The following is a 23,417-nucleotide window of genomic DNA, read 5'->3' on the forward strand; positions in this document are numbered from 1 at the left end:
ACCCTGCCCAATCCTGACAACATGTTTGAATACGTCGTGGGGAGTATTGCGAACCAAAAAACACCATCACCGGATCTATCCTCAAAACTCCCGTTTGCCCCCCAAGCGTTCCGTGATCTCGTTTGGAATACGGAACTCGCCGCCCCGTATAAAAAGTATCTGGACAGTTTCTGGCGGTCCCATGAAACCACCTACCAGCAATTGAGCAAGATCGCGTTTGCCCAAGCCGCCCATACACAGGCGCAGGAAGGCAGCCTGAGTGAACAGGATGCACACCTGGCAATGCGGGCTGCCGGGCTTGCACCGGGCAAGCCCTGGCTGGAAACCAGTATGAAAAACCTGGAGGCCACCTATGCCAAGGATCCAAAACTTGAGATCGGCCTGCTGTCTGTCAACGGTGATAAGTCCACCGACTTGATGTATGTCATCGACAAAACAGTCCGGCAGGACGCCAATGGCAAAGACATAAAGGCCACCCTGCTACATATTCCCGGTAACGCCTCCCCCATCCACCGGTTTGACAGCCCCGAAGAGATGAAAACCTGGGTCGCGGATCAAGCGGCTGACCCGAAAAAGCGCGCGGCCTTGCGCGCTCACTTCAAAAAATCCGATCAGGACGACAAGTATTTTTCCGACGGTGTGGACCAATCCCTGAAAGGCCTCGGTGGCTGGACCGAGGCCCATAAACCAGACCCCCTGGGTTTCACATCACCCAATGGTTGGGACCCCCAACGCTATATCACGCTGGAGCCCATCGAGGGCTGCCCCTTCAACACCATTACCCTAAACCAGAAAGAGCGCTCCTACGCTGACGCCAATCACGACATTACCACCGACTCCGACGTCAACAAGGCGACCTTATTAAGGGTTACGGAGGCGGCAACCGCCACGGCCCTGATGCTGACCCCCCTGGCATTTCTGATGCCGGAGATTGGCTTGGCACTGGACGTCCTTTACGCCGGCGCAGGTCTCATGGAAACAGGTATTGGCATTGATGACCTGGCCCACGGTAAATCGGCCGGGACAGACCGGATCGTGTTTGGCTTACTCAATGCGGCCCCCGGGATCGCAGGCGGAGCATCCAGGCTGGGCAAAGGCGCAGAGACCGTCGAAATAGCGTTTGCGGACAACGTTGCCGAACCCACTCCCGACAGCCTTATGCCGCTAGCTGAAGAGCACACACCCTGGGAAACGTTCAACCGCTTACGCCCGCAAGCGTCGGGCAATATCAGCGCCTATGCCGTTACAGATGGCGAAAGGCTTATCGACGGTATACCACGCAACGCCAATCACATTTATCAGGTTCCCGGTGCTGACGGAATGGACCGCTGGCTGATCAAACATACCGATCATTCTGCGATCGTACACATCTATGAAATCAAATCGACGTTCAAACTTAGCGATGGCTATGTAGAGATTATTGACCCTGCTTCCAGGCAATCCGTCATGACGGTGCATTTGAATACCGCCGGCGAGTGGGTACGGTTTGAAGGCGCCGGAGGAATGAAGTTTCCATGGCAGCGCAGCCAGCCCTCTGCAAAAGCACAGCTTAACGAGGCGATTGCAAACATTAACCGGGACAGTAATTCATTCAGCGAGGCCGAGACCACGCAAATACAGGATGATTTATCCAACCTGATCCGGGCGTCCAAAGCGGAGCTCTCTGAAAGCCTGAATGAATATACCGAAGCGGGATCGGACGAAATAAACAGTGAACTGCGCCGTCAGCCGGATGAGCGTCAATACTCTGAACAACTGCAAGCGTTCCTGGCGGATTTCGACAGCCAAGCGGATTACACCGGTAAAGCCTATCGCTACGCCTATGTCACTGCCGATGGCGAAGCCGCATTGAAAAACGGAGTGGGGAAAGTGTTCAGAGACGCAGCTGTTCAATCAGCCTCCACCCAAGCCTTCAATGCAAAGAGTTGGGGAGCCTGGGCGAAAAACGCTTCAGGCGCTTCGAATAACAAGCCCGTGGTCTATGTGTTCGACGAATCAGTTCCGAAAAAGAACCTGTCCAGCAGCTTCTTATTTGACCATGTGGCCGTCGAGCCGGAAGCCTCATTGGAGGTCAAAGCGACAAAAACACAAGACGGGGTTTTATACGTGTACTTGGAGTCCCCGGCAAAAATGCCAGATCAACGCTACAACCTGTTCGACGGCAGTGTTGCGCGCCCGTACTAAGCAGCCGACACCCATGGGACGGTATCGGCTGTGGTCGCGCAAAAGGCACTAGCCGATACCGTTCAGCGGCGTACCGGACGCTTTTGCAGTTTGCGCTGCAAAGTGCGGCGATGCATACCCAGGGCCCGGGCGGTGGCGGAGATATTGCCTTCGTGCTCGGTCAACACGCGCTGGATGTGTTCCCACTGCAGGCGGTCCACCGACATCGGGTTTTCCGGCACCAGGGTGTCGAGGTCAGCGTGCTCAGAGAGCAAGGCAGCGAGCACGTCATCGGCGTCGGCCGGCTTGCACAGGTAGTTGCAGGCGCCGCGCTTGATCGCCTCGACGGCCGTGGCAATGCTGGAATAACCGGTGAGGATCACCACGCGCATTTCCGGGTCGAGTTCCAGCAATTTGGGCAGTAGTACCAGGCCTGAGTCGCCGTCCATCTTCAGGTCGAGCGCGGCGTAGTCCGGCAGGTCGGCCTGGGCGATGGTCAGGCCTTCTTCGGCAGAACCTGCGGTGCTTACGCGAAAACCGCGACGGCTCATGGCACGCGCCATCACCCGGGTAAAGGTGGCGTCGTCATCTACCAGCAGCAGGTGCGGCAGTTCTTCGCCTTCGACTTGGATCTCGTCACTCATCGATATCTCCTCGTGCGACACGGGGCAGGCGCAGCTCGGTGAGCGTGCCGCCTTCCTCATGACTATAGAGCTTTACTGAGCCGCCCGCGCGGGTCACGCTGGCCTTGCTCAAGAACAGGCCCAGGCCGAAGCCTTTGCCCTTGGTGGTAAAGAAGGGTTTGCCGATCTGCTCGGCAATGGCCAGCGGCACGCCCGCGCCGTGGTCACGAATACTGATGGTGACGTTTTCCGCGTCCCAATCCAGTTGTACACCCAACCCTTCGGGGCAAGCGTCGGCTGCATTGTTCAGCAGGTTGAGCAATGCCTGGGTCAGATCGGGCGGCGGTGCCATGCGCGGCACAGTGCCCTGCCCTAATAGATGAAAACGATAGCTGGCTTCGGGGCGCATCAGGTGCCAGCGGTTCAGGGCCTCGTCGAGCCACTGGGTCACGTCCTGCATCTCCACCGCCAGGCGGCGATTGGCTTCGGCGGCGCGCACCAGTTGCTGCAAGGTCTGCTTGCACTGCTTGACCTGTTCGCGCAGCACGCCGAGGTCCTCTTGCAACACAGGGTCGTGATGGTCCTGGGTCATTTCGTTGAGCAACACGCTCATGGTCGCCAGCGGTGTGCCCAGTTCATGAGCAGCGCCGGCAGCCTGAGTGGCGACGGCCAACAGTTGCTGGTCGCGCAGGCCCTCTTCGCGGCGGATGGCGCGCAATTCTTCCTGGCGGCGCAGCTCTTCAGCCATGCGCGCGGCAAAGAAGGTGATGACCGCGGCAGATAGGGCAAAGCTCAGCCACATCCCGTAGATCTGCAGGTTTTCCCGGGCGATGGGGAAAGTTTGCAGTGGGTAGAAGCGTGCCAGCAACAGGGTGTACAGCGTCAGGGCAATGCCCGACAGCACCACCGAATAGCGCCACGGCAACGTCACGGCGGCGATGGTCAGGGGCACCAGGTAATAGGAGACGAACGGGTTGGTGGAGCCACCGGAGAAATATAGCAACACACTGTGGATAAACAGGTCGCAGGCCAACTGCAGGGCGTACTCCAGCTCGGTGACCGGCCAGGTGGTGCGCAACCGGATCGCGGTAAACACACAAAGCACGATGGAGAAACCCAGGGTCACGCCCAGTTGCAGCCATGGCAGCGGCAACAGGTCGAACCAATAGGCAAGCCCGACGGAACCGGCCTGTGCGGCCAGCACCAGGGTGCGGATGAACGTCAGGCGCCAGAGGTTCTGGCGGGTGGCGGAAGTCAGTTTTACGGCGGCGAGCATGAGCTCTCCCGGTGAGCGCTGCAGGCGGATCGGCAGGAGTATAAACGAAGCAGGCCCCCTGCCACGGCCTGTGTGGCTCTTTGACGCAGGCCGGGCAAATGACCGTTCGTCGGCACCGCCACAACTTGTAGGTAATGTGTAAACCCGAAGAACCCGATGTCACCGTCTACAGTCATACCGAACACGCACACCCCCAAGGAGCTTCCATGTCTCGTTTCACTCGCAGTGCAGCCGTTATCACCCTCGGCGTCGCCACCCTTGCCAGCCTCCCCGCCCTGGCCGCCGAAGGCCTGAACTACAACCAGATTTCCCTGCGCGCCGAGGTCAGCCAGGAGGTTGCCCGCGACAAGATGATCGTGACCCTCTACACCGAATCCCAGAACAGCGACCCGGCCAAGCTCGCCGCTGAAATCACCAACACCCTGAACAAGGCTCTTGGCGAAGCCCGCGAAGTCAAAGGCGTGACCCTGCGCCAGGGCAGCCGCAACAGCTACCCGATCTACGACAACAAGAACCAGAAGATCACCGGCTGGCGTGAGCGCGCCGAACTGCGCCTGGAAAGCGCGGACTTCCCGGCGCTGTCCAAGCTCACCGGCGAATTGCTGAACACCCTGAAAATGGAAAACATGGACTTCGCCATCGCCGACGCCACGCGCAAGGCCAGCGAAGATGCGCTGCTCAAAGACGCCGTCGCCGCCTTCAAGGCCCGCGCGCAACTGGCAACCGACGCGCTAGGCGGCAAGGGTTACAAGATCGTCAACCTGAACTTCAACACCAACGGCTACCCGATGCCCTACGCGCGCAATGGCGGGATGATGATGAAAGCCGCCATGGCCGATTCGGCGCCCACGCCTGAAGTGGAAGCCGGCACCAGCCAGGTCAATATGAGTGCCGATGGTGTGATTGAAGTACTGCAATAAACGTTTCTAGGTATCAACGAAAACGGCGCGGCCTCAGGTACGCGCCGTTTTTTTTGGAGTAGCGCGCCAACCGCAAACATGAGGGGTAACAGACGAAGGGGAACGCCTGCAAACACATATCCCACACAAGTATCGGAATCTTAAACAGCGAGGGATACGCATAACTGCTCCAGAGATCGATACCCGATGATAACAACTACGCACAACACCCCTGCTTTCCAACCACTCCAAGTCAATAATCGTACCCAGCCGCCACAAGCAGCTGCTGAACTGCCACGCAAAAAAAGCCCAAAACGACGCAACCATCACCAACCGTTGATCCCGGGGCTGCCTTACAACCCTGCCGTAGACCGCTATGTCGACCGTGCTACCGAGGGTTTCAAGACAGCCAGCCAAAGCACATCAGAAATCATACGGGCCGAACTGAAAAAGCGCTGGGGCAAGGACATTGACCCGGACAATACCTTCATCACCACCTTCAACTACGACCCCAAGCTGCGAAAACCGCCTGGGGGGAAAGTCTTGAACCAAATCAGCCTGACCGACGCCGCATTGCACAACATGCGCCACAAGAACAAACACAATGAGCACCAGACGGCCGACGAAAAAGTGCAGTCGACCTTGCACAAATGGATCAATAGGCTCGCGCCCCTGGCCGCGGCGCCCATCGCCATCTACAACATCGTCCACAAGCTCAACGAACCCAAGACCTATGAGGGCATATTTGTCGGCCCCCAACCCGGTGGTCGCCAGGTCTACAACTCGACCACCCAACTTGCGCAAACGCCCGCCACCTTTCGCGACATCGTGTGGAACACCGAACTGAGCAAACCCTACGCCGAGTTCCTCAACGGTTTTTGGTCAGCGCATGAGCAAAAGTACGCCCAACTGAGCAAGGCCGCCTTCGTCGGCGCCGCCCTGGCGCAATTCGACAACGACAGCCTCAGCGAAAGCGACGTGAGCCTGGCCATGCGCGCAGCAGGCCTGCCAACAGACAAAACCTGGTCGGGCATGACCCTCAAAGACCTGGACGCCGCCACACAAAAAGACCCTAACGTAGAAACCGGCCTGCTGAAGATCAATGGCTTCAAGTCCACGGATTTGATGTACATCACCGACAAGCAGACCAAAACCACCCTGCTGCACATCCCCGGCAACTCGTCGCCGATTCATCGTTTCGACAGCCAGGAGCAGATGAAGAACTGGCTGGCCGAGCAAGCCGCCGACCCTGTGAAACGCGAAGCTTTGTCGATGCATTTTCCACTGCGCGATCAAGCCGACCGGACACTGTCCGAGGGCGTCAACCAAACCCTGGTAGGCCTCAGCGGGTGGCCGAAAAAGGATGCATCGGATGCCGGTGTGCTGGAGCGACTGAACCAGTACAACCCGCAAACCTTCATCACGACCGAGCCTCTCGACGAAGACCCGTTCAAGGCCATGACCACGCGGCAAAAAGAACGCTCCTATGCCGATGCAGAAACCCAAATCACCACCGACGGTGACGTCACTAAGACGACGATCCTGGAGGCACTGGAAACAGCGACCAAGGTTGCCGTGCTGATGACTCCACTGGCCTTGGTCATGCCCGAAGTGGCGGCTGCCCTTGAGGTGTTTTACCTGGCCTCCGGCGCGGCTGAAGTCGGGATCGGCGCGGACAATATCAAGCATGGCAAACCGGGTGGTACTGACCAAGTAGTGTTCGGCGTATTGAATGCACTGCCGGCTGTGGCCGGGGGCGCGGGCAGAGTGGTCAAGGGGCTTGAAACGGGAGGAGTCGCCACGGGTAAAGTCGTGGATGAAGCCGCCGAGACACCCGTGATAAAACCTGTTGAGTCGCCCCCCAAGGGCCCGGTTGGCGTTGAGCCCGCAGTTGATCGCATCCTCCCGTCGCAGTCGTCGGACATCAGTGCTAACGCCGTGCCCAATGGCGAGCAATTGATTGAAGGTGCTACCCGCAATTCAAAAGGTATATACCAGGTCAAAAACGGTACTGGCGCGGACCGGTGGCTTATTCGCTACAACCACGCGACCGGCCAACCAAAGGTGTATGAAATTCGCAGTGACTTCAAACTGCGCGACGACTATGTACAGATCATTGACCCTGAGACACGCAAGCCGGTGATGACCGTGCACTCTACCGCCGACGGTGAGTGGGCCCGCGAGATTGGCCAGGGGGGCGCGCGCAAGTGGCCATGGCAGCGAACGCCGTCGCCAACCCCGAGTGACGAGTTGAAGTCACCACCAAAATTTTCAGACCAGTTCGTGGAAGGTGACGGATCAAAAATGGAGGGCACAGCGCCCTTGGACGATTACTTCGAGTTCGACAAAAACACGGACTACGTACTGTCCTCGGTCGGCTATGAAGAAAACGCCGTCATCAAGAAACGCCTGTATGTTTCCTGGACCCTCGAGGAAAAAAATTATGCCGTACTACCCGGTGAAAAGGCAGGTCCCTCCGACTATGGTTCAAATGATTACTCACACAACTTCATCAACGACATCAATCGTGATCGCTACACGGTAGAAATAAACGTTTCCGGCAAAAAAACGCAGCACCCCCTGACCAGTGCGGCGAAGAGTGCGCCTGACATAAAAACGGACAAGATCAATCAACTCGAACAGCTCATTCCAGCCCCCGAACTGCGCACCCTCATTTCCGAGGTTGCGCACCAGGGATCGATGGAGCCCGCGATGAAAGACTTTCTGGGTTACCGCCTGAGTAATGGGGACCTGAAAAAAGGCTTACTGATCAATGACACCTTCATCGCGAATGATGTTTCGAAGTACCACATCGAATATGACCCAGCGAACAACGTCACGCGCGTGACTTCCACTGGCGAATATCGTCTCAGCCGCCCGGATGAAGGCAAGTTGGGCAATGTAAAAATAACCATCAACAGAACATTCACTATTCATCACACTGGCAATGTGGAGACCCCCTATGTCCTCGACAAGAACGCACCGACCAAAATAGAAGTTGCAGTTACCCCCTCTTAATTATTGATGACCGATGAGGGCTAAATCAGAGAGCTCTATCGGCCCCTGTCAGATAAACGCGAACGGCGGTAACCTCGGTTCCGCCGTTTTCGTTTGGACGGCTTTTATAAGCCTGCCACTTCAGGGGTCTCCATGGAAAGAATCGCCTTCAAACCGCTCCTCCTGGCTGCAGGCCTGCTGGCTTTCATGCCGATGGCCCACGCGGCCACTGCCCTGGTCTACTGCTCCGAAGCCAGCCCTGCCGGTTTCGACCCCAGCCAGTACACCAGCGGCACCGATTTTGATGCTTCCGCCGAAACCGTGTTCAACCGCCTGACCCAGTTCAAGCGCGGCGGTACCGAAGTCGAACCTGGCCTGGCCACGCGCTGGGACATTTCCAAAGACGGCCTGACCTACACCTTCCACCTGCGCGATGGCGTCAAGTTCCACACCACCGATTTCTTCACCCCTACCCGCGACTTCAACGCGGATGACGTGTTGTTTACCTTCAATCGCCTGCTGGACGCCGAGAGTCCGTTCCGCAAGGCGTACCCGTCCGAGTCGCCGTACTTTACCGACATGGGCTTGAACACCACGATCAAGAACATCGAAAAACTCGATGACCACACCGTGCGCTTCAACCTGAACAACGTCGATGCGTCGTTCGTGCAGAACCTGGCCATGAGTTTCGCCTCGGTGCAGTCGGCCGAGTACGCCGCGCAGCTATTAAAGGAAGGCAAAGCCGAGGACATCAACCAAAAACCCGTCGGCACCGGGCCGTTCGTGTTCAAGCGTTACCAGAAAGACTCGCAGATTCGCTACGCGGCCAATAAACAATATTGGAAGCCCGAGGATGTGAAGCTCGACAACCTGGTATTCGCCATCACACCGGACGCCGCCGCACGCCTGCAGAAACTCAAGGCCGGCGAATGCCAGGTCAGTGGTTACCCGCGCCCCTCTGACATTGAAGTAATGAAGCAGGACCCGAACCTGCGCGTGCTGCAACAGGCCGGTTTCAACCTGGGCTTCCTCGCCTACAACGTGACCCATCCGCCACTGGACCAGCTCAAGGTACGCCAGGCCCTGGACATGGCGATCGACAAGCCTGCGATCATCAAGGCCGTGTACCAGAGCGCCGGACAATTGGCGCAGAACGCCCTGCCTCCGGCGCAGTGGTCTTATGACCCCAACATCAAGGATGCGCCCTACGACCCGACCAAGGCACGGGCGCTACTAAAAGAAGCAGGGGTTGCACCTGGTACGACCATCAACCTGTGGGCGATGACCGTACAACGCGCCTCCAATCCGAACGCGCGGATGTCGGCACAAATGATCCAGCAGGATTGGGAGAAGGTCGGCATCAAAGCCAACATCGTCAGCTATGAGTGGGGCGAATACATCAAGCGCGCCAAAAATGGCGAGCACGATGCAATGATTTATGGCTGGACCGGTGACAATGGCGACCCCGACAACTGGCTCGGCGTGCTCTACAGTTGTGCCGCGGTCAAGGGCAGCAACTACGCCAAATGGTGTAACCCGGCCTACGACAAACTGGTGCAGCAGGCCAAGGTCAGCAACGACCGCGACCAGCGCATCAAGTGGTATCAACAGGCGCAGAAAATCCTTAAGGAACAAGTACCTATAACGCCTATTGCGAACTCGACGGTTTTCCAGCCACTTCGCAAGGAAGTACGCGACTTCAAAATCAGCCCGTTTGGCCTGACGCCCTTCTATGGCGTGAGTCTAGATAAGTAACAGCAACGCCCCAACCGAGTGCGCTAGACGCCTCGGTTGGTCTTTTTTGGTGCGTCTCGTGCACCGAAAAAAACCTCTATATATATGCATTTATGTACAAACTTTCATAAATGCGACATTCCTGTACGTTCGTACCACACTTTCATCCTTGCAAGGGTTCAGCATCTTGCATTGGGTATGGCCCCTGCATAAGTATCCGCAGGTCGACTCACGAGGTCGCCCTCACTACCAAAAATGACAACAAATCATGAGGCCAACATGCTTAAACACGCAGTCCTTCCGCTTTTAGTTAGCGCTGGCCTTATGGCCGCAGCTCCTTTTGCCCACGCGGCGACTAACCTGGTGTTCTGCTCCGAAGGGAGCCCGGCCGGTTTTGACCCAGGCCAGTACACCACCGGAACAGACTTCGATGCCTCGGCCGAAACCGTGTTCAACCGCTTGAGCCAGTTCGAACGTGGCGGCACCGCCGTGGTTCCTGGCCTGGCCACCCGTTGGGACGTTTCCCCGGATGGCCTGACGTACACCTTCCACCTTCGTGAAGGCGTCAAGTTCCACACCACCCCGTATTTCAAGCCGACTCGTGAATTCAATGCCGATGACGTGCTCTTCACGTTCAACCGCATGATCAACAAGGACGACCCGTTCCGCAAAGCCTACCCAACCGAGTTCCCGTACTTCTCCGACATGGAGATGGACAAGAACATCAAGAACATCGAGAAAGTCGATGACCACACCGTCAAGTTCACCCTTGGCACCGTGGACGCCGCTTTCATCCAGAACCTGGCAATGAGCTTCGCTTCCATCCAGTCGGCCGAATACGCCGCCCAGCTGTTGAAGGAAGGCAAGGCCGCGGACATCAACCAGAAGCCAATCGGCACTGGCCCGTTCGTGTTCAAGAGCTACCAGAAAGACTCCAACATCCGTTTCACCGGCAACAAGGATTACTGGAAGCCTGAAGACGTCAAGGTCGACAACCTGATCTTCTCGATCTCCACCGACGCCTCGGTGCGTATCCAGAAGCTGAAGAAAAACGAGTGCCAGATCACAGCCTATCCTCGCCCGGCGGACATCAAGCCCCTGGAAGCGGACAAGGACATGAAGATGCCGCACCAAGCGGGCTTCAACCTCGGCTACATCGCCTACAACGTGATGCCTGTGCTCAAGGGCCAGACCGCGCCAAACCCATTGGCTGACCTGCGTGTTCGCCAAGCCCTGGACATGTCGGTGAACAAGCAGCAGATCATCGACTCCGTGTACCAGGGCGCAGGCCAACTGGCGGTCAACGCCATGCCGCCGACCCAATGGTCCTACGACACCACCATCAAGGATGCCAAGTACGACCCAGCCAAGGCGCGGGAACTGCTCAAGGAAGCGGGCATCAAGGAAGGCACCGAGATCACCCTGTGGGCGATGCCGGTTCAGCGTCCGTACAACCCGAACGCCAAGCTGATGGCTGAGATGCTGCAGAGTGACTGGAAACAGATCGGCCTGAAGGTCAACATCGTGAGCTACGAGTGGGGCGAGTACATCAAGCGTTCCAAAGGTGGCGAGAACCAGGCCATGATCATTGGCTGGAGCGGTGACAATGGTGACCCGGACAACTGGCTGGGCACCCTCTTCGCCTCTTCGGCGTTGAACGGTAACAACTTCTCCAAGTTCACCAACAAGCAGTACGACGACCTGATCAGCCAGGCCAAGTCGACCACGGACGTCGCCAAGCGCACTGAACTGTACAAACAGGCGCAGCAACTCCTCAAGAAAGAACTGCCTTACACACCTATCGCGCACTCGACGGTGTATCAACCCATGCGCAACACCGTGCAGGACTTCAAGATCAGCCCGTTTGGCTTGAACTCCTTCTACGGCGTTAGCGTCAGCGGCAAGTAAGGATCGATGACGGCGACGCTTCATAGCGTCGCCGTTATTGCATCCGCCTAGACCGTAGGAATCAGACCACGCCCGCACTCATTGTTGTCCTACAGCAATGAACTGCGATCTGCGGCTCCGCTGCCTACAAGGTCAGTCAGATTTGATGCATTTACTGCAAGGTCCACGACCCATAACGTCGCAGGACAGCAGAGGCTTCAGTCTGAGAAAGGCACTTGCTGTGTGTGGGATCAGTGATGTCCCCAGGCTGTATGCCTGGGTGATTGCTCGCTGATGACAAATACAACTAGGGATCGGGATCGTCATGCGCCATACCACCGTTCTACCTGCATTGTTTGCCGCCAGCCTGCTGGCTGTGGCCACCACCGGCTACGCCGCCGAGAAAAAGAGCCTGGTGTTCTGCTCCGAGGGCAGCCCGGCGGGTTTTGATACTGCGCAGTACACCACCGCCACCGACAACGATGCGGCCGAGCCGCTGTACAACCGCCTGGTTGAGTTTGAAAAAGGCGCAACCAACGTGGTGCCAGGCCTGGCGACCAAGTGGGACATTTCGCCAGATGGCCTGACCTACACCTTTCACCTGCGTGAAGGGGTGAAATTCCATAGCAACAAGGAATTCAATCCGACGCGCGACTTCAATGCCGACGACGTGCTGTTCACCTTCAACCGCATGCTTGACCCCGAACACCCGTTTCGCAAGGCCTACCCCACCGAGTTTCCGTACTTCAACGGGATGAGCCTGAACAAGAACATTGCCAAGGTCGAGAAAATCGACCCGCACACCGTGGTGATGACCCTGAACTCGGTCGACGCCGCGTTCGTGCAGAACATCGCCATGAGCTTTGCCGCGATCCTCTCGGCCGAGTACGCCGAGCAGTTGCTCAAGGACGGCAGGCCCAGCGACATCAACCAGAAGCCGATCGGTACCGGTCCGTTTGTGTTCCAGCGTTACCAGAAGGACTCGCAGATCCGTTATGTGGCCAACAAACAGTACTGGGACCCGAGCAAGGTCAAGCTGGACCAGCTGATTTTCGCGATCAACACCGACGCCTCGGTGCGGGTGCAGAAGCTCAAGGCCAATGAGTGCCAGGTGACCCTGCACCCTCGCCCGGCCGACGTCGACGCCCTCAAGGCCGACCCCAACCTGCAACTGCTGACCAAGCCAGGCTTCAACCTCGGCTACATCGCCTACAACGTGCGCCATAAACCCTTCGACCAACTCGAAGTGCGCCAGGCGCTGGACATGGCGGTGAACAAGCAGAGCATCCTGAACGCCGTGTACCAGGGCGCGGGCCAACTGGCGGTCAACGCCATGCCGCCGACGCAGTGGTCCTACGACGACACCATCAAGGACGCCGCCTACAACCCGGAAAAAGCCAAGGAACTGCTCAAGGCGGCCGGCGTGAAGGAAGGCACCGAGATCACTCTGTGGGCGATGCCGGTGCAACGGCCGTACAACCCCAACGCCAAGCTGATGGCTGAAATGCTGCAGAACGATTGGGCCAAGATCGGCTTGAAAGTGAAGATCGTCAGCTACGAATGGGGCGAGTACATCAAGCGCACCAAGAACGGTGAGCACGATATCAGCCTGATCGGCTGGACCGGTGACAACGGTGACCCGGACAACTGGCTGGGCACCCTCTACAGCTGCGACGCCATCGGCGGGAACAACTACTCCATGTGGTGTGACCCGGCGTACGACAAGCTGGTCAAGCAAGCCAAGGTCGTGACCGACCGCGAACAAAGGACTGTTCTGTACAAACAGGCGCAGCAACTGCTCAAGCAGCAGGTGCCCATCACGCCAGTCGCCCACTCGACGGTCAACCAGCCGTTAAGCGCCAAAGTCGAAGGCTTCAAAGTGAGCCCCTTCGGCCGCAACGTATTCTCGGGCGTCAGTATCAACCCATAAGAAAATAACCGGATTGCGCAGGGCGAAGTCTGCCCTGCTGCAAACGTGCAGCCTTTTATTGGGAAATTTCCTACGGCAAACGTTTGCAAAGGCTTGAACGAGTTACACACCCAATAGCCGGTTCACCTAAAAAGACTGGCATTAAAAAAGAGAACCAAAGGAGCTTCATCAAATGAAACTGAGCAGCAAAGCGCTTCTGGCCCTGGCCATCAGCAGCATCACGGCAACCGCCTTCGCTGAAACCCAGAGCCAGGACTTCGTTCCTACCACCCTGGCCGGCACCAGCGCCCAAAGCGAGGCCAAAGGCTTTATCGACGGTCAAAGCCTGGGCGGTACAACGCGTAACTGGTTCTCCAGCGAGAATAAATTCCGTGGTCAGCGTTTCTCCTACGAGAAGCACGGTCAAACGCGCACCGACGCGAACCGTACCAACTGGGTACAAGGCACCATCCTCAACTACTCCTCGGGCTTCACCCAAGGCACCGTAGGTGTGGCAACTGAAGTGGCGGCCTACAACGCCGTGGTGCTGGACCGCAGCAAGCGCGACATCAAGGGCGGCTCCAACCGTACCCTGGCTGACTCCGACGGTGACGCAGTAGGCCAGTGGAGCAAACTGGGCCTGGCTAACGTCAAGTTCCGTGTGTCTAACACCACCTTGACCGCCGGTCGCCAGAACTTCAGCAGCGGCATCGTCGACACCATCGGTAACCGTGCCCTGCCTTCGAGCTTTGAAGGTGTGAGCTTCAACAGCGAAGAGTTCAGCAACCTGTCCTTCCAGGGCGGCGTGTTCGATCGCGTGTCCCCACGTACCGAGCAGAGCCTGTCGAAATTCCGTTCCGAGTACGGCAACGGCCAGGAAACTGACAAGGTCAACACCTTCGGCGTTAACTATCAGCCGTTCAAGAGTCTGAAAACCAGCCTCTTCGCCGCCAACGTCGAAGACTTCTGGAACCAGTACTACTTCGGCGCAACCCACGAATTGGGTGATGCTCAGACCCTGGCACTGACCACCGGCCTGAACTACTACAAAACCACCGATACCGGCAAAAAGCTGATGGGGAATATCGATAACGATACCTACTCCCTGTCCCTGGGCCTGACTCACCAAGCCCACAGCCTGACCTTCTCCTACCAGGCGATCAACGGTAACGAGTACTTCGATTACCTGCACGAAACCAACGGCATCTACCTGGCCAACTCCCTGACGTCCGACTTTAACGGACCGAACGAGAAGTCCTTCCAGGTTGCCTACGGCCTGAACATGGCTGAGTACGGCGTGCCAGGCTTGAAGTTCAACGTGTACTCGGCTCGCGGCTGGGGCATCGACGGTACTCACTACACCGGCACCGCCTACGGCGAAGCTGGCAAATCGCGTAGCGACCTGCGCCTGATGGACGGCGAAACCCACCAGGAATACGGTGTTGGCGCGTCGTACGCCCTGCAAAGCGGCCCGCTCAAGGCCACCACCATCCGTGGCACTTACGTCACTCACCGTGCCAGCGCCCAACAGGCTGACGGCAACATCCGTGAGTTCCGTCTGGTGACCACCATCCCGTTCAACATTCTTTAATTAGCGCCAGGTAGACGGCGGGCTCAGGACGAGCCTGCCGTCTACGCTTGTCTGGTTCAATCGATTGCAGAGGGCTCTGAATGAATATGCTCCCACTCCAAGCCGCCATGGCCGCCGCGCTGCTGAGCGTTGCGATCGGCGTTTCGGCCAAACCACTGGTGGTCTGCACCGAAGCCAGCCCGGAAGGTTTCGACCCGGTCCTGTACACCACGGCCGTCACCGCAGACGCCGCCGCTGAAACCATGTTCAACCGCCTGGTGGACTTCAAGCCCGGCACCACCGAAGTGATCCCCGCACTGGCCAAGGCCCTGCCGGAGATCAGCGCCGATGGCCTGACCTACACCTTTCACCTGCGTGACGACATCAAGTTCCACACCACCGACTACTTCAAACCCACGCGCAACCTGAACGCCGACGACGTGCTCTGGAGCTTCCAGCGCCAGCTGGACCCGAATCACCCGTGGCACAAAAAGTCCAGCGTGGGCTACCCGTACTTTGAAAGCATGGGCTTCAAGGAACTGCTCAAGAGCGTAGAAAAGACCGACGATCACACCGTGGTCTTCACCCTGACCCGTCCTGAAGCACCGTTCTTGGCCGACCTGGCCATGGCGTTTTCCTCGATCCACTCCGCCGAATACGCCGACCAGTTGCTCAAGTCCGGCAAGACCGACGACCTGAATGCCAAGCCGATCGGCACCGGCCCGTTCATCTTCACCCGCTACGCCAAGGACGCCCAGGTGCGCTTCAAGGCCAACCCGGAGTACTTCCGTGGCAAGCCGCCGGCTGACCCACTGATCCTGGCGATTACCACCGACAACAACGTGCGCCTGCAGAAGCTCAAGGCCAACGAGTGCCAGATCGCGCTGTACCCCAAGCCCGATGACGTGCCGAGCGTCAAGGCCGACCCGAACCTGAAGGTCGATGAACTGGCGGCGATGACTACCAGCTACACCGCACTGAACACCACCCACAAGTACATGAGCGACGCGCGGGTGCGCCACGCGATCAACATCGCCTTCGACAAGGCCGGCTACACCGAAGCCCTGTACGGCAAAGGCAATGCCGTGGTCGGCACCGGCCCTTACCCGCCGACGCTGCTGGGCTTCAACGACCAGTTGAAGAACCCGCCACGCGACCTGGACAAGGCCCGCGCCCTGCTCAAGGAAGCCGGCGTACCGGAAGGCACTGAGTTCACCCTGTTCACCCGCAACGGTGGTGGCCCGACCAACCCCAACCCGATGCTCGGCGCGCAGCGCATGCAGGCGGATCTGGCGCAGATCGGCCTGAAAGTGAATATCAAAGTCATGGAATGGGGCGAAATGCTCAAGCGTGCTAAAAACGGTGAGCACGACATGGTTTCAGCCGGCTGGGCCGGGGATAACGGGGACCCGGATAACTTCCTTACCCCGAACCTGAGTTGCGATGCTGCCAAAAACGGCGAAAACTACGCCCGCTGGTGTAACAAAGAGTTTCAAGACTTGATCGACAAGGCGCGTGCCATCGCTGAACCTGGCCAGCGCGCTGAACTCTATCAACAAGCCCAGGAGGTTTTCGAGAAAGACCAACCCTGGATTCCAATGGCGTATCCGAAAATGTTCACCGCCATGCGCAAAAACGTCGAGGGTTATACCCAAAGCCCTCTGACCACAAATAACTTCGCCACCACCCAGGTGAAGTAAATAAGAGACGCTCGGCACCGTCGACACTGACGGTGCCGGACCTGCCTAACCGGCTGATTGAGGTACACAACAAGATGTTTAGTTTTATTGCCCGCCGATTGGGGTTATTGATCCCCACGTTCTTCGGCATCACGTTGCTCACGTTTGCGTTGATACGCATGATCCCTGGCGACCCCGTTGAAGTCATGATGGGCGAGCGGCGCGTCGACCCCGAGATGCACGCACAGGCAATGGAACGCCTTGGCCTTAACAAGCCGCTGTATGCGCAATACCTGGATTACGTCGGCAAGCTGGCCCAGGGCGACCTTGGCGAGTCCCTGCGTACCCGTACCAGCGTGTGGACCGAGTTCACCGCACTGTTCCCCGCGACCCTGGAACTGTCCATGGCCGCCCTGTTGTTCGCCGGCGTCCTGGGCCTGTTGGCCGGGGTGATCGCGGCACTCAAGCGAGGATCCCTGTTCGACCATGGGGTGATGGGCATCTCCCTGGCGGGGTATTCGATGCCGATCTTCTGGTGGGGCCTGATCCTGATCATGTTCTTCTCGGTGAGCCTGGGCTGGACCCCGGTGTCCGGGCGGATCGACCTGCTCTACGACATCGAGCCGCGCACCGGCTTCATGCTGATCGACACCCTGCTGGCTGACGAGCCGGACGCGTTCTTCGACGCCCTGCACCACCTGATCCTGCCGGCCATCGTGCTCGGCACCATCCCGCTGGCCGTGATCGCGCGGATGACCCGTTCGTCGATGCTCGAAGTGCTGCGCGAAGACTACATCCGCACCGCCAAGGCCAAAGGCCTGTCGCCGGCGCGCGTGGTGTTCGTGCACGGCCTGCGTAACGCGCTGATCCCGGTACTGACCGTGGTCGGCCTGCAAGTCGGTACCCTGCTGGCCGGTGCGGTCCTGACCGAAACCATCTTCTCGTGGCCCGGCATCGGCAAATGGCTGATCGAAGCCATTGGCGCGCGGGACTACCCGGTGGTGCAAAACGGCATTTTGCTGATCGCCTGCCTGGTGATCCTGGTGAACTTCGTGGTGGATATCCTCTACGGCTTCGCCAACCCACGCATCCGTCACCAGCGCTGAGATCATGACCATGACCACACCTACCCAAGCGTCGGCAGTCGATCAAAGCCTGCTGTACCCGTCCCCATACAAAGAATTCTGGCAAGCCTTCTCCCGCAACAAAGGCGCGGTCGCCGGCCTGCTGTTCATGTTGCTGATCGTGTTCTGCGCGATCTTCGCCCCGTGGGTCACCCCGCATAACCCGAGCGAGCAGTACCGCGACTTCCTGCTGACCCCACCGGCCTGGCTGGAAGGCGGGCAGATGCAATTCTTGCTGGGCACCGACGAACTGGGCCGTGACTTGCTCTCGCGCCTGATCCAGGGCTCGCGCCTGTCGTTGCTGATCGGCTTGTCGTCGGTGGTGATGTCGCTGATCCCGGGCATCCTGCTGGGCTTGTTCGCCGGGTTCTTCCCGCGTTTGCTCGGCCCGACCATCATGCGGTTGATGGACATCATGCTGGCCCTGCCGTCGCTGCTGCTGGCTGTCGCGATTGTCGCGATCCTCGGCCCTGGCCTGATCAACACTGTGATTGCGATTGCGATCGTGTCCCTGCCGTCCTATGTCCGCCTGACCCGCGCTGCGGTGATGGGCGAACTGAACCGCGACTACGTGACGGCCGCCCGCCTCGCCGGCGCCGGCCTGCCACGCCTGATGTTCATCACCGTGCTGCCCAACTGCATGGCACCGCTGATCGTGCAGGCCACCTTGAGCTTCTCTTCGGCGATTCTCGATGCCGCCGCACTGGGCTTCCTGGGCCTTGGCGTACAACCGCCAACCCCTGAGTGGGGCACCATGCTGGCTTCGGCCCGCGACTACATCGAACGCGCCTGGTGGGTCGTGAGCCTGCCTGGCTTGACCATTTTGCTCAGCGTGCTGGCAATCAACTTGATGGGTGACGGCCTGCGCGACGCGCTGGACCCGAAACTCAAGAACGCCGCCTGAGGAGATTCCCATGTCACTGTTAGAAATCAAGAATCTCAACGTGCGCTTTGGCGACAAGACCGCCGTGCCGGTGGTCGATGGCCTGGACCTGTCGGTCGACAAAGGCGAAGTACTGGCAATCGTTGGCGAGTCGGGCTCGGGTAAATCCGTGACCATGATGGCGCTGATGGGCCTGATCGAGCACCCCGGCATCGTCACCGCCGACTCGCTGACCTTCGACGGCAAGGACATGCTCAAGCTGAGCAGCCGCCAGCGCCGCCAGATCGTCGGCAAAGACCTGGCGATGGTCTTCCAGGACCCGATGACCGCGCTGAACCCGAGCTACACCGTGGGTTTCCAGATTGAAGAAGTGCTGCGCCTGCACCTGAAAATGTCTGGCAAGCAAGCCCGCAAGCGGGCCATCGAGCTGTTGGAAAAAGTGGAGATCCCGGGCGCTGCCAGCCGTATGGATGCCTACCCGCACCAACTGTCCGGCGGTATGAGCCAGCGTGTGGCCATCGCCATGGCAATTGCCGGCGAGCCAAAACTGCTGATCGCGGACGAACCGACCACCGCGTTGGACGTCACGATCCAGGCGCAGATCATGGAACTGCTGCTGGCCTTGCAGAAAGAACAGAACATGGGCTTGGTGCTGATCACCCACGACCTCGCCGTCGTGGCGGAAACCGCCCAGCGCGTGTGTGTGATGTACGCCGGCCAAGCCGTGGAAGTCGGCCAGGTGCCACAGTTGTTCGACATTCCGGCACACCCGTACAGCGAAGCCCTGCTCAAGGCGATCCCCGAGCACAGCCTGGGCGCCACGCGCCTGGCCACGCTGCCGGGTATCGTTCCGGGTCGTTATGACCGCCCGCAGGGTTGTCTGTTGTCGCCGCGCTGCCCGTATGTGCAGGAGTCCTGCCGCGCCCAGCGCCCGGGCCTTGATCCAAAAACCAACAGCCTTGCGCGCTGCTTCTACCCCTTGAACCAGGAGGTGGCGTAATGGCCGTCGTTCTTACCGCCCGCGACCTGACCCGTCACTACGAAGTGTCCCGTGGCCTGTTCAAGGGCCATGCCACCGTGCGTGCTCTCAATGGGGTGTCGTTCGAACTGGAAGCCGGCAAGACCCTCGCCGTGGTAGGCGAGTCGGGTTGCGGCAAATCCACCCTGGCCCGTGCACTCACGCTGATTGAAGAGCCGTCGTCGGGCTCCTTGAAAATTGCCGGCCAGGAAGTCGCCGGCGCCGACAAGGCCCAGCGCAAGCAACTGCGCAAAGACGTGCAGATGGTGTTCCAGAGCCCGTACGCCTCGCTGAACCCACGGCAGAAGGTCGGTGATCAACTCGGCGAGCCGCTGTTGATCAACACCAACCTGTCCGCTGCCGAACGCCGCGAAAAAGTGCAGGCAATGATGAAGCAAGTGGGCCTGCGCCCCGAGCATTATCAGCGCTACCCGCACATGTTCTCCGGTGGTCAGCGCCAGCGCATCGCCCTGGCCCGCGCCATGATGCTGCAACCCAAAGTGCTGGTGGCGGATGAACCCACCTCGGCACTGGACGTGTCTATCCAGGCCCAGGTGCTCAACCTGTTCATGGACCTGCAGCAGGAATTCAACACGGCCTACGTGTTCATCTCCCACAACCTGGCGGTGGTGCAACACGTTGCCGACGACGTGATGGTGATGTACCTCGGCCGCCCGGTGGAAGTCGGTCCAAAGGAAGACATCTACGCGCGCCCGCTGCACCCGTACACCCAGGCGTTGCTGTCGGCCACCCCGACCATCCACCCGGACCCGAACAAGCCGAAGATCAAGATCGTCGGCGAGCTGCCCAACCCGCTGAACCCGCCGCCTGGCTGCGCCTTCCACAAGCGTTGCCCGTACGCGACCGCGCGTTGCAGCAGCGAAGAGCCGCAGTTGCGCGCGTTGGACAACCGCCAAGTGGCTTGCCACTACGCGGAGCAGTTCGTGGCCTGAACCGCCACAAAAATGCCCCGGGTGTTGAGCCCGGGGCATTGTATGAGTTCTACCGCCCCTCCCGTCGGATTGCGCATCAGTCCGGTAGGTGGGGCTTTTTTATAGCGCCTTATGTATCGCTGTCACCTTCGGTGTCATCGTCATCTGGCGGCGCTTGCTGGTCGTCATCATCCTTTGAGCCGCCCTGGTCTTCGTCACCGGGCTCCGACTCGCTCTTGGCCAGTTGCAAACCACCGGCCTGCGCCGTCTTCGCCGCCACAAAACCCGGCGCCTGGCTCTGCACGGCCGCATTGGCCCATGCAGACGAAACGCCCAGCGATAACATCACCAACACTTTCAGCAACAGCACTACACGTTGAAAGATAGTCATGGTCGATTTCCGTCCAGTCAGTGAATCACGTACGCCGGCATTCCGCCGTCGCTGTGGATTAAGCTAGTTCCGATCCCGGGTTTGCGCCAATCACGCCTCAGGTATCGCCATCATCGTAGGTTTCGCTGTCTTCCCCCTCGTTGTAAGGGTTTTCTGCATCCTCCTTCGGCGCCGGTTGAGCCTGGGGCTGCCAGCTGCCGGAGTTGACCTCGTTTTGTTTACGTTTGGTGACCGGGCCGGTGTCCTTCCACTGAGGGGTGCCTGCACCCGCCAGCGCCCAGGAGGCGGACAACCCCAAGACGCCCAGCAGCACCAGTTGAATGGCGCGTCGAGTTAAACGCATCAGGAACTCCTATTCCGTCGGTGAATCGGTGAAATATGTGAACGCTAGACCGGATGCGCGCTTAGCGCCAATGCTGCGGACTGAATGAAGATCAACATGTGGGAGCGGGCTTGCTCGCGAATAGGCCGTGTCAGTCACTGAGTTTGCGCCTGATACACCGCATTCGCGAGCAAGCCCGCTCCCACAGTTTTGGGTTTGTGGTGGGCATGAAAAAGGGCGAAGCCATCACAGCTTCGCCCTTTTCTGTACCGCCCGGACCTTAGTGGTGCTCGCGGGTCGCGCGGAATTTCACATCCGGCCAGCGCTCTTCCATCAGCGCCAGGTTGACCCGGGTTGGCGCCAGGTAGGTCAGGTGACCACCGCCGTCGAGCGCGAGGTTTTCCACGGCCTTGTTGGAGAACTCTTCCAGCTTCTTCTTATCGCTGCACTCGATCCAGCGCGCGGAGTACACGGTGATCGGCTCGTAGGAGCATTCGACCTTGTATTCCTCTTTCAGGCGGCTGGCCACCACATCGAACTGCAGCACACCGACGGCGCCGAGGATGATGTCGTTGCTGCGCTCAGGGAAGAACACCTGGGTAGCGCCCTCTTCCGCGAGCTGCTGCAAACCTTGGCGCAACTGCTTGGATTTGAGCGGATCACGCAGGCGTACGCGGCGGAACAGTTCCGGGGCGAAGTGCGGGATACCGGTGAAGCCCAGCGCTTCGCCTTCGGTGAAGGTGTCGCCGATCTGGATGGTGCCGTGGTTGTGCAGGCCGATGATGTCGCCGGCGTAGGCCTCTTCGAGCTGTTCACGCTCGGAAGAGAAGAACGTCAGGGCGTCGCCGATGCGCACGTCCTTGCCGGTGCGCACGTGGCGCATCTTCATGCCTTTTTCGTATTTGCCGGAGCAGATACGCATGAAGGCGATACGGTCGCGGTGCTTGGGGTCCATGTTCGCCTGGATCTTGAACACGAAACCCGAGAACTTCTCTTCCACCGGTTCCACGGTGCGCTCGTTGGCGACACGGGCCAATGGACGCGGCGCCCAGTCCACCACGGCGTCGAGCACGTGGTCGACGCCGAAGTTGCCCAGGGCGGTGCCGAAGAACACTGGAGTCAACTGGCCGTCGAGGAATTCCTGCTGGTTGAACTCATGGCAGGCGCCCTGCACCAGTTCCAGCTGGTCGACGAAACGATCGTACTCGTCACCCAGGTGGGCGCGGGCTTCGTCGGAGTCAAGTTTCTCGATGATCTTGGTTTCGGTGCGCTCGTGACCGTGGCCGGCGGTGTAGACAATGATGTAGTCGTCGGCCAGGTGGTACACGCCTTTGAAGTCGCGGTAGCAACCAATCGGCCAGGTGATCGGCGCGGCCTTGATCTTCAGGACGGCTTCGATTTCATCGAGCAGCTCGATCGGGTCGCGGATGTCGCGGTCGAGTTTGTTGATGAAGCTGACGATCGGCGTGTCACGCAGACGGCACACGTCCATCAGCGCGATGGTCCGTGGCTCGACACCTTTACCGCCGTCGAGGACCATCAATGCCGAGTCAACCGCAGTCAGGGTGCGGTAGGTGTCTTCGGAGAAGTCTTCGTGGCCCGGGGTGTCGAGCAGGTTGACCATGTGGTCGCGATACGGGAACTGCATGACCGACGTGGTAATGGAAATACCCCGTTGCTTTTCCATTTCCATCCAGTCGGAGGTGGCATGGCGGTCGGACTTGCGGGATTTCACCGTGCCGGCCACCGCGATTGCCTTGCCCATCAGCAGGAGCTTCTCGGTGATGGTGGTTTTACCGGCATCGGGGTGGGAAATAATGGCGAAAGTGCGGCGTTTCGCGACTTCGGCGGCCTGGTGGGTCATGGGAAATCGCCTGGCAGGTGAGTCAAAAAAGGGCGGCGAGTATAGCGCAAACCCCGGGCGCCGGACCACCGTTCACCCGATTGGGGGTGGCTAAATGCTGCCAAGTATGGAACCTTTTAAAAGGTCGAGACGTCCACTCCCCTGCT

At 59.0% G+C, this 23,417-nt stretch carries 17 protein-coding genes; 12 read left to right on the forward strand and 5 right to left on the reverse strand.

Annotated elements, in window-relative coordinates:
* On the forward strand, positions 1–2,184 hold a 2,184-nt coding region (locus HX803_RS03795; RefSeq protein WP_372339888.1), incomplete at its 5' end, for a dermonecrotic toxin domain-containing protein.
* Between the two features lie 62 nt (positions 2,185–2,246).
* Here the strand turns inward: HX803_RS03795 and HX803_RS03800 are convergent.
* Entirely contained in the window at positions 2,247–2,807 is a 561-nt protein-coding gene (locus tag HX803_RS03800; protein ID WP_003171731.1) for a response regulator transcription factor, read from the reverse strand.
* Positions 2,800–4,062, reverse strand: coding sequence for an ATP-binding protein (locus HX803_RS03805; RefSeq protein WP_176995111.1), 1,263 nt, complete (start codon positions 4,060–4,062; stop codon positions 2,800–2,802). Before HX803_RS03805 ends, HX803_RS03800 begins: the two co-directional genes overlap by 8 nt.
* Positions 4,063–4,268: 206 nt before the next feature.
* Here HX803_RS03805 and HX803_RS03810 point away from each other — a divergent pair, with 206 nt between their 5' ends.
* From HX803_RS03810 to HX803_RS03860, 11 genes are all read left to right on the forward strand, one after another.
* Complete coding sequence (locus HX803_RS03810) at positions 4,269–4,982, forward strand: SIMPL domain-containing protein (protein ID WP_178919089.1); 714 nt, start codon at positions 4,269–4,271, stop codon at positions 4,980–4,982.
* Between the two features lie 186 nt (positions 4,983–5,168).
* On the forward strand, positions 5,169–7,979 hold the full coding sequence (locus HX803_RS03815; RefSeq protein ID WP_178919091.1) for a dermonecrotic toxin domain-containing protein: 2,811 nt from the start codon (positions 5,169–5,171) through the stop codon (positions 7,977–7,979).
* 132 nt (positions 7,980–8,111) lie between these two features.
* Positions 8,112–9,713, forward strand: a complete 1,602-nt coding sequence (locus HX803_RS03820) for an ABC transporter substrate-binding protein (protein WP_178919093.1) — start codon at positions 8,112–8,114, stop codon at positions 9,711–9,713.
* A gap of 258 nt (positions 9,714–9,971) precedes the next feature.
* Positions 9,972–11,600, forward strand: a complete 1,629-nt coding sequence (locus tag HX803_RS03825; protein ID WP_178919095.1) for an ABC transporter substrate-binding protein — start codon at positions 9,972–9,974, stop codon at positions 11,598–11,600.
* Between the two features lie 304 nt (positions 11,601–11,904).
* Positions 11,905–13,509 carry an ABC transporter substrate-binding protein gene (locus HX803_RS03830; protein ID WP_178919097.1) on the forward strand — a complete coding sequence of 535 codons (1,605 nt, stop codon included), beginning with the start codon at positions 11,905–11,907 and terminating at the stop codon, positions 13,507–13,509.
* Positions 13,510–13,681: 172 nt separating this feature from the next.
* The gene (locus HX803_RS03835; protein WP_178919098.1) at positions 13,682–15,079 is read left to right on the forward strand and encodes an OprD family outer membrane porin; all 1,398 of its coding nucleotides are present in this window, start codon (positions 13,682–13,684) and stop codon (positions 15,077–15,079) included.
* An 80-nt stretch (positions 15,080–15,159) separates the two neighbouring features.
* A complete protein-coding gene (locus tag HX803_RS03840; RefSeq protein WP_178919100.1) occupies positions 15,160–16,758 on the forward strand; it encodes an ABC transporter substrate-binding protein in 1,599 nt (532 codons plus the stop codon).
* A 74-nt stretch (positions 16,759–16,832) separates the two neighbouring features.
* Positions 16,833–17,843: an ABC transporter permease subunit gene (locus HX803_RS03845; protein ID WP_176995119.1), complete on the forward strand. Its 1,011-nt coding sequence runs from the start codon at positions 16,833–16,835 to the stop codon at positions 17,841–17,843.
* Between the two features lie 10 nt (positions 17,844–17,853).
* A complete protein-coding gene (locus HX803_RS03850; RefSeq protein ID WP_178919102.1) occupies positions 17,854–18,765 on the forward strand; it encodes an ABC transporter permease subunit in 912 nt (303 codons plus the stop codon).
* Between the two features lie 10 nt (positions 18,766–18,775).
* On the forward strand, positions 18,776–19,744 hold the full coding sequence (locus tag HX803_RS03855; RefSeq protein WP_178919104.1) for an ABC transporter ATP-binding protein: 969 nt from the start codon (positions 18,776–18,778) through the stop codon (positions 19,742–19,744).
* Positions 19,744–20,715, forward strand: a complete 972-nt coding sequence (locus tag HX803_RS03860; protein ID WP_016971590.1) for a peptide ABC transporter ATP-binding protein — start codon at positions 19,744–19,746, stop codon at positions 20,713–20,715. Before HX803_RS03855 ends, HX803_RS03860 begins: the two co-directional genes overlap by 1 nt.
* Before the next feature lie 109 nt (positions 20,716–20,824).
* Here the strand turns inward: HX803_RS03860 and HX803_RS03865 are convergent, their stop codons facing one another.
* The 3 genes from HX803_RS03865 to HX803_RS03875 form a co-directional block, all read right to left on the reverse strand.
* Positions 20,825–21,085: a hypothetical protein gene (locus HX803_RS03865; RefSeq protein ID WP_178919105.1), complete on the reverse strand. Its 261-nt coding sequence runs from the start codon at positions 21,083–21,085 to the stop codon at positions 20,825–20,827.
* A 97-nt stretch (positions 21,086–21,182) separates the two neighbouring features.
* Entirely contained in the window at positions 21,183–21,428 is a 246-nt protein-coding gene (locus HX803_RS03870) for a hypothetical protein (RefSeq protein ID WP_176995123.1), read from the reverse strand.
* Positions 21,429–21,687: 259 nt separating this feature from the next.
* Positions 21,688–23,271 (reverse strand): peptide chain release factor 3, encoded by a 1,584-nt coding sequence (locus HX803_RS03875; protein WP_025856262.1) that lies wholly within the window; start codon positions 23,269–23,271, stop codon positions 21,688–21,690.
* Positions 23,272–23,417 lie beyond the last annotated feature (146 nt).

Origin of the sequence: Pseudomonas sp. P7548, from assembly GCF_013386585.1 — a bacterium.
Taxonomy (GTDB): Bacteria; Pseudomonadota; Gammaproteobacteria; order Pseudomonadales; family Pseudomonadaceae; genus Aquipseudomonas.

What these genes read in the sequence shown, in the direction of transcription:
- HX803_RS03800 (WP_003171731.1), bottom strand. Translation starts at nt 2,807, where the DNA reads ATGAGTGACGAGATCCAAGTCGAAGGCGAAGAACTGCCGCACCTGCTG.
- HX803_RS03805 (WP_176995111.1), bottom strand. Translation starts at nt 4,062, where the DNA reads ATGCTCGCCGCCGTAAAACTGACTTCCGCCACCCGCCAGAACCTCTGG.
- HX803_RS03810 (WP_178919089.1), top strand. Translation starts at nt 4,269, where the DNA reads ATGTCTCGTTTCACTCGCAGTGCAGCCGTTATCACCCTCGGCGTCGCC.
- HX803_RS03815 (WP_178919091.1), top strand. Translation starts at nt 5,169, where the DNA reads ATGATAACAACTACGCACAACACCCCTGCTTTCCAACCACTCCAAGTC.
- HX803_RS03820 (WP_178919093.1), top strand. Translation starts at nt 8,112, where the DNA reads ATGGAAAGAATCGCCTTCAAACCGCTCCTCCTGGCTGCAGGCCTGCTG.
- HX803_RS03825 (WP_178919095.1), top strand. Translation starts at nt 9,972, where the DNA reads ATGCTTAAACACGCAGTCCTTCCGCTTTTAGTTAGCGCTGGCCTTATG.
- HX803_RS03830 (WP_178919097.1), top strand. Translation starts at nt 11,905, where the DNA reads ATGCGCCATACCACCGTTCTACCTGCATTGTTTGCCGCCAGCCTGCTG.
- HX803_RS03835 (WP_178919098.1), top strand. Translation starts at nt 13,682, where the DNA reads ATGAAACTGAGCAGCAAAGCGCTTCTGGCCCTGGCCATCAGCAGCATC.
- HX803_RS03840 (WP_178919100.1), top strand. Translation starts at nt 15,160, where the DNA reads ATGAATATGCTCCCACTCCAAGCCGCCATGGCCGCCGCGCTGCTGAGC.
- HX803_RS03845 (WP_176995119.1), top strand. Translation starts at nt 16,833, where the DNA reads ATGTTTAGTTTTATTGCCCGCCGATTGGGGTTATTGATCCCCACGTTC.
- HX803_RS03850 (WP_178919102.1), top strand. Translation starts at nt 17,854, where the DNA reads ATGACCACACCTACCCAAGCGTCGGCAGTCGATCAAAGCCTGCTGTAC.
- HX803_RS03855 (WP_178919104.1), top strand. Translation starts at nt 18,776, where the DNA reads ATGTCACTGTTAGAAATCAAGAATCTCAACGTGCGCTTTGGCGACAAG.
- HX803_RS03860 (WP_016971590.1), top strand. Translation starts at nt 19,744, where the DNA reads ATGGCCGTCGTTCTTACCGCCCGCGACCTGACCCGTCACTACGAAGTG.
- HX803_RS03865 (WP_178919105.1), bottom strand. Translation starts at nt 21,085, where the DNA reads ATGACTATCTTTCAACGTGTAGTGCTGTTGCTGAAAGTGTTGGTGATG.
- HX803_RS03870 (WP_176995123.1), bottom strand. Translation starts at nt 21,428, where the DNA reads ATGCGTTTAACTCGACGCGCCATTCAACTGGTGCTGCTGGGCGTCTTG.
- HX803_RS03875 (WP_025856262.1), bottom strand. Translation starts at nt 23,271, where the DNA reads ATGACCCACCAGGCCGCCGAAGTCGCGAAACGCCGCACTTTCGCCATT.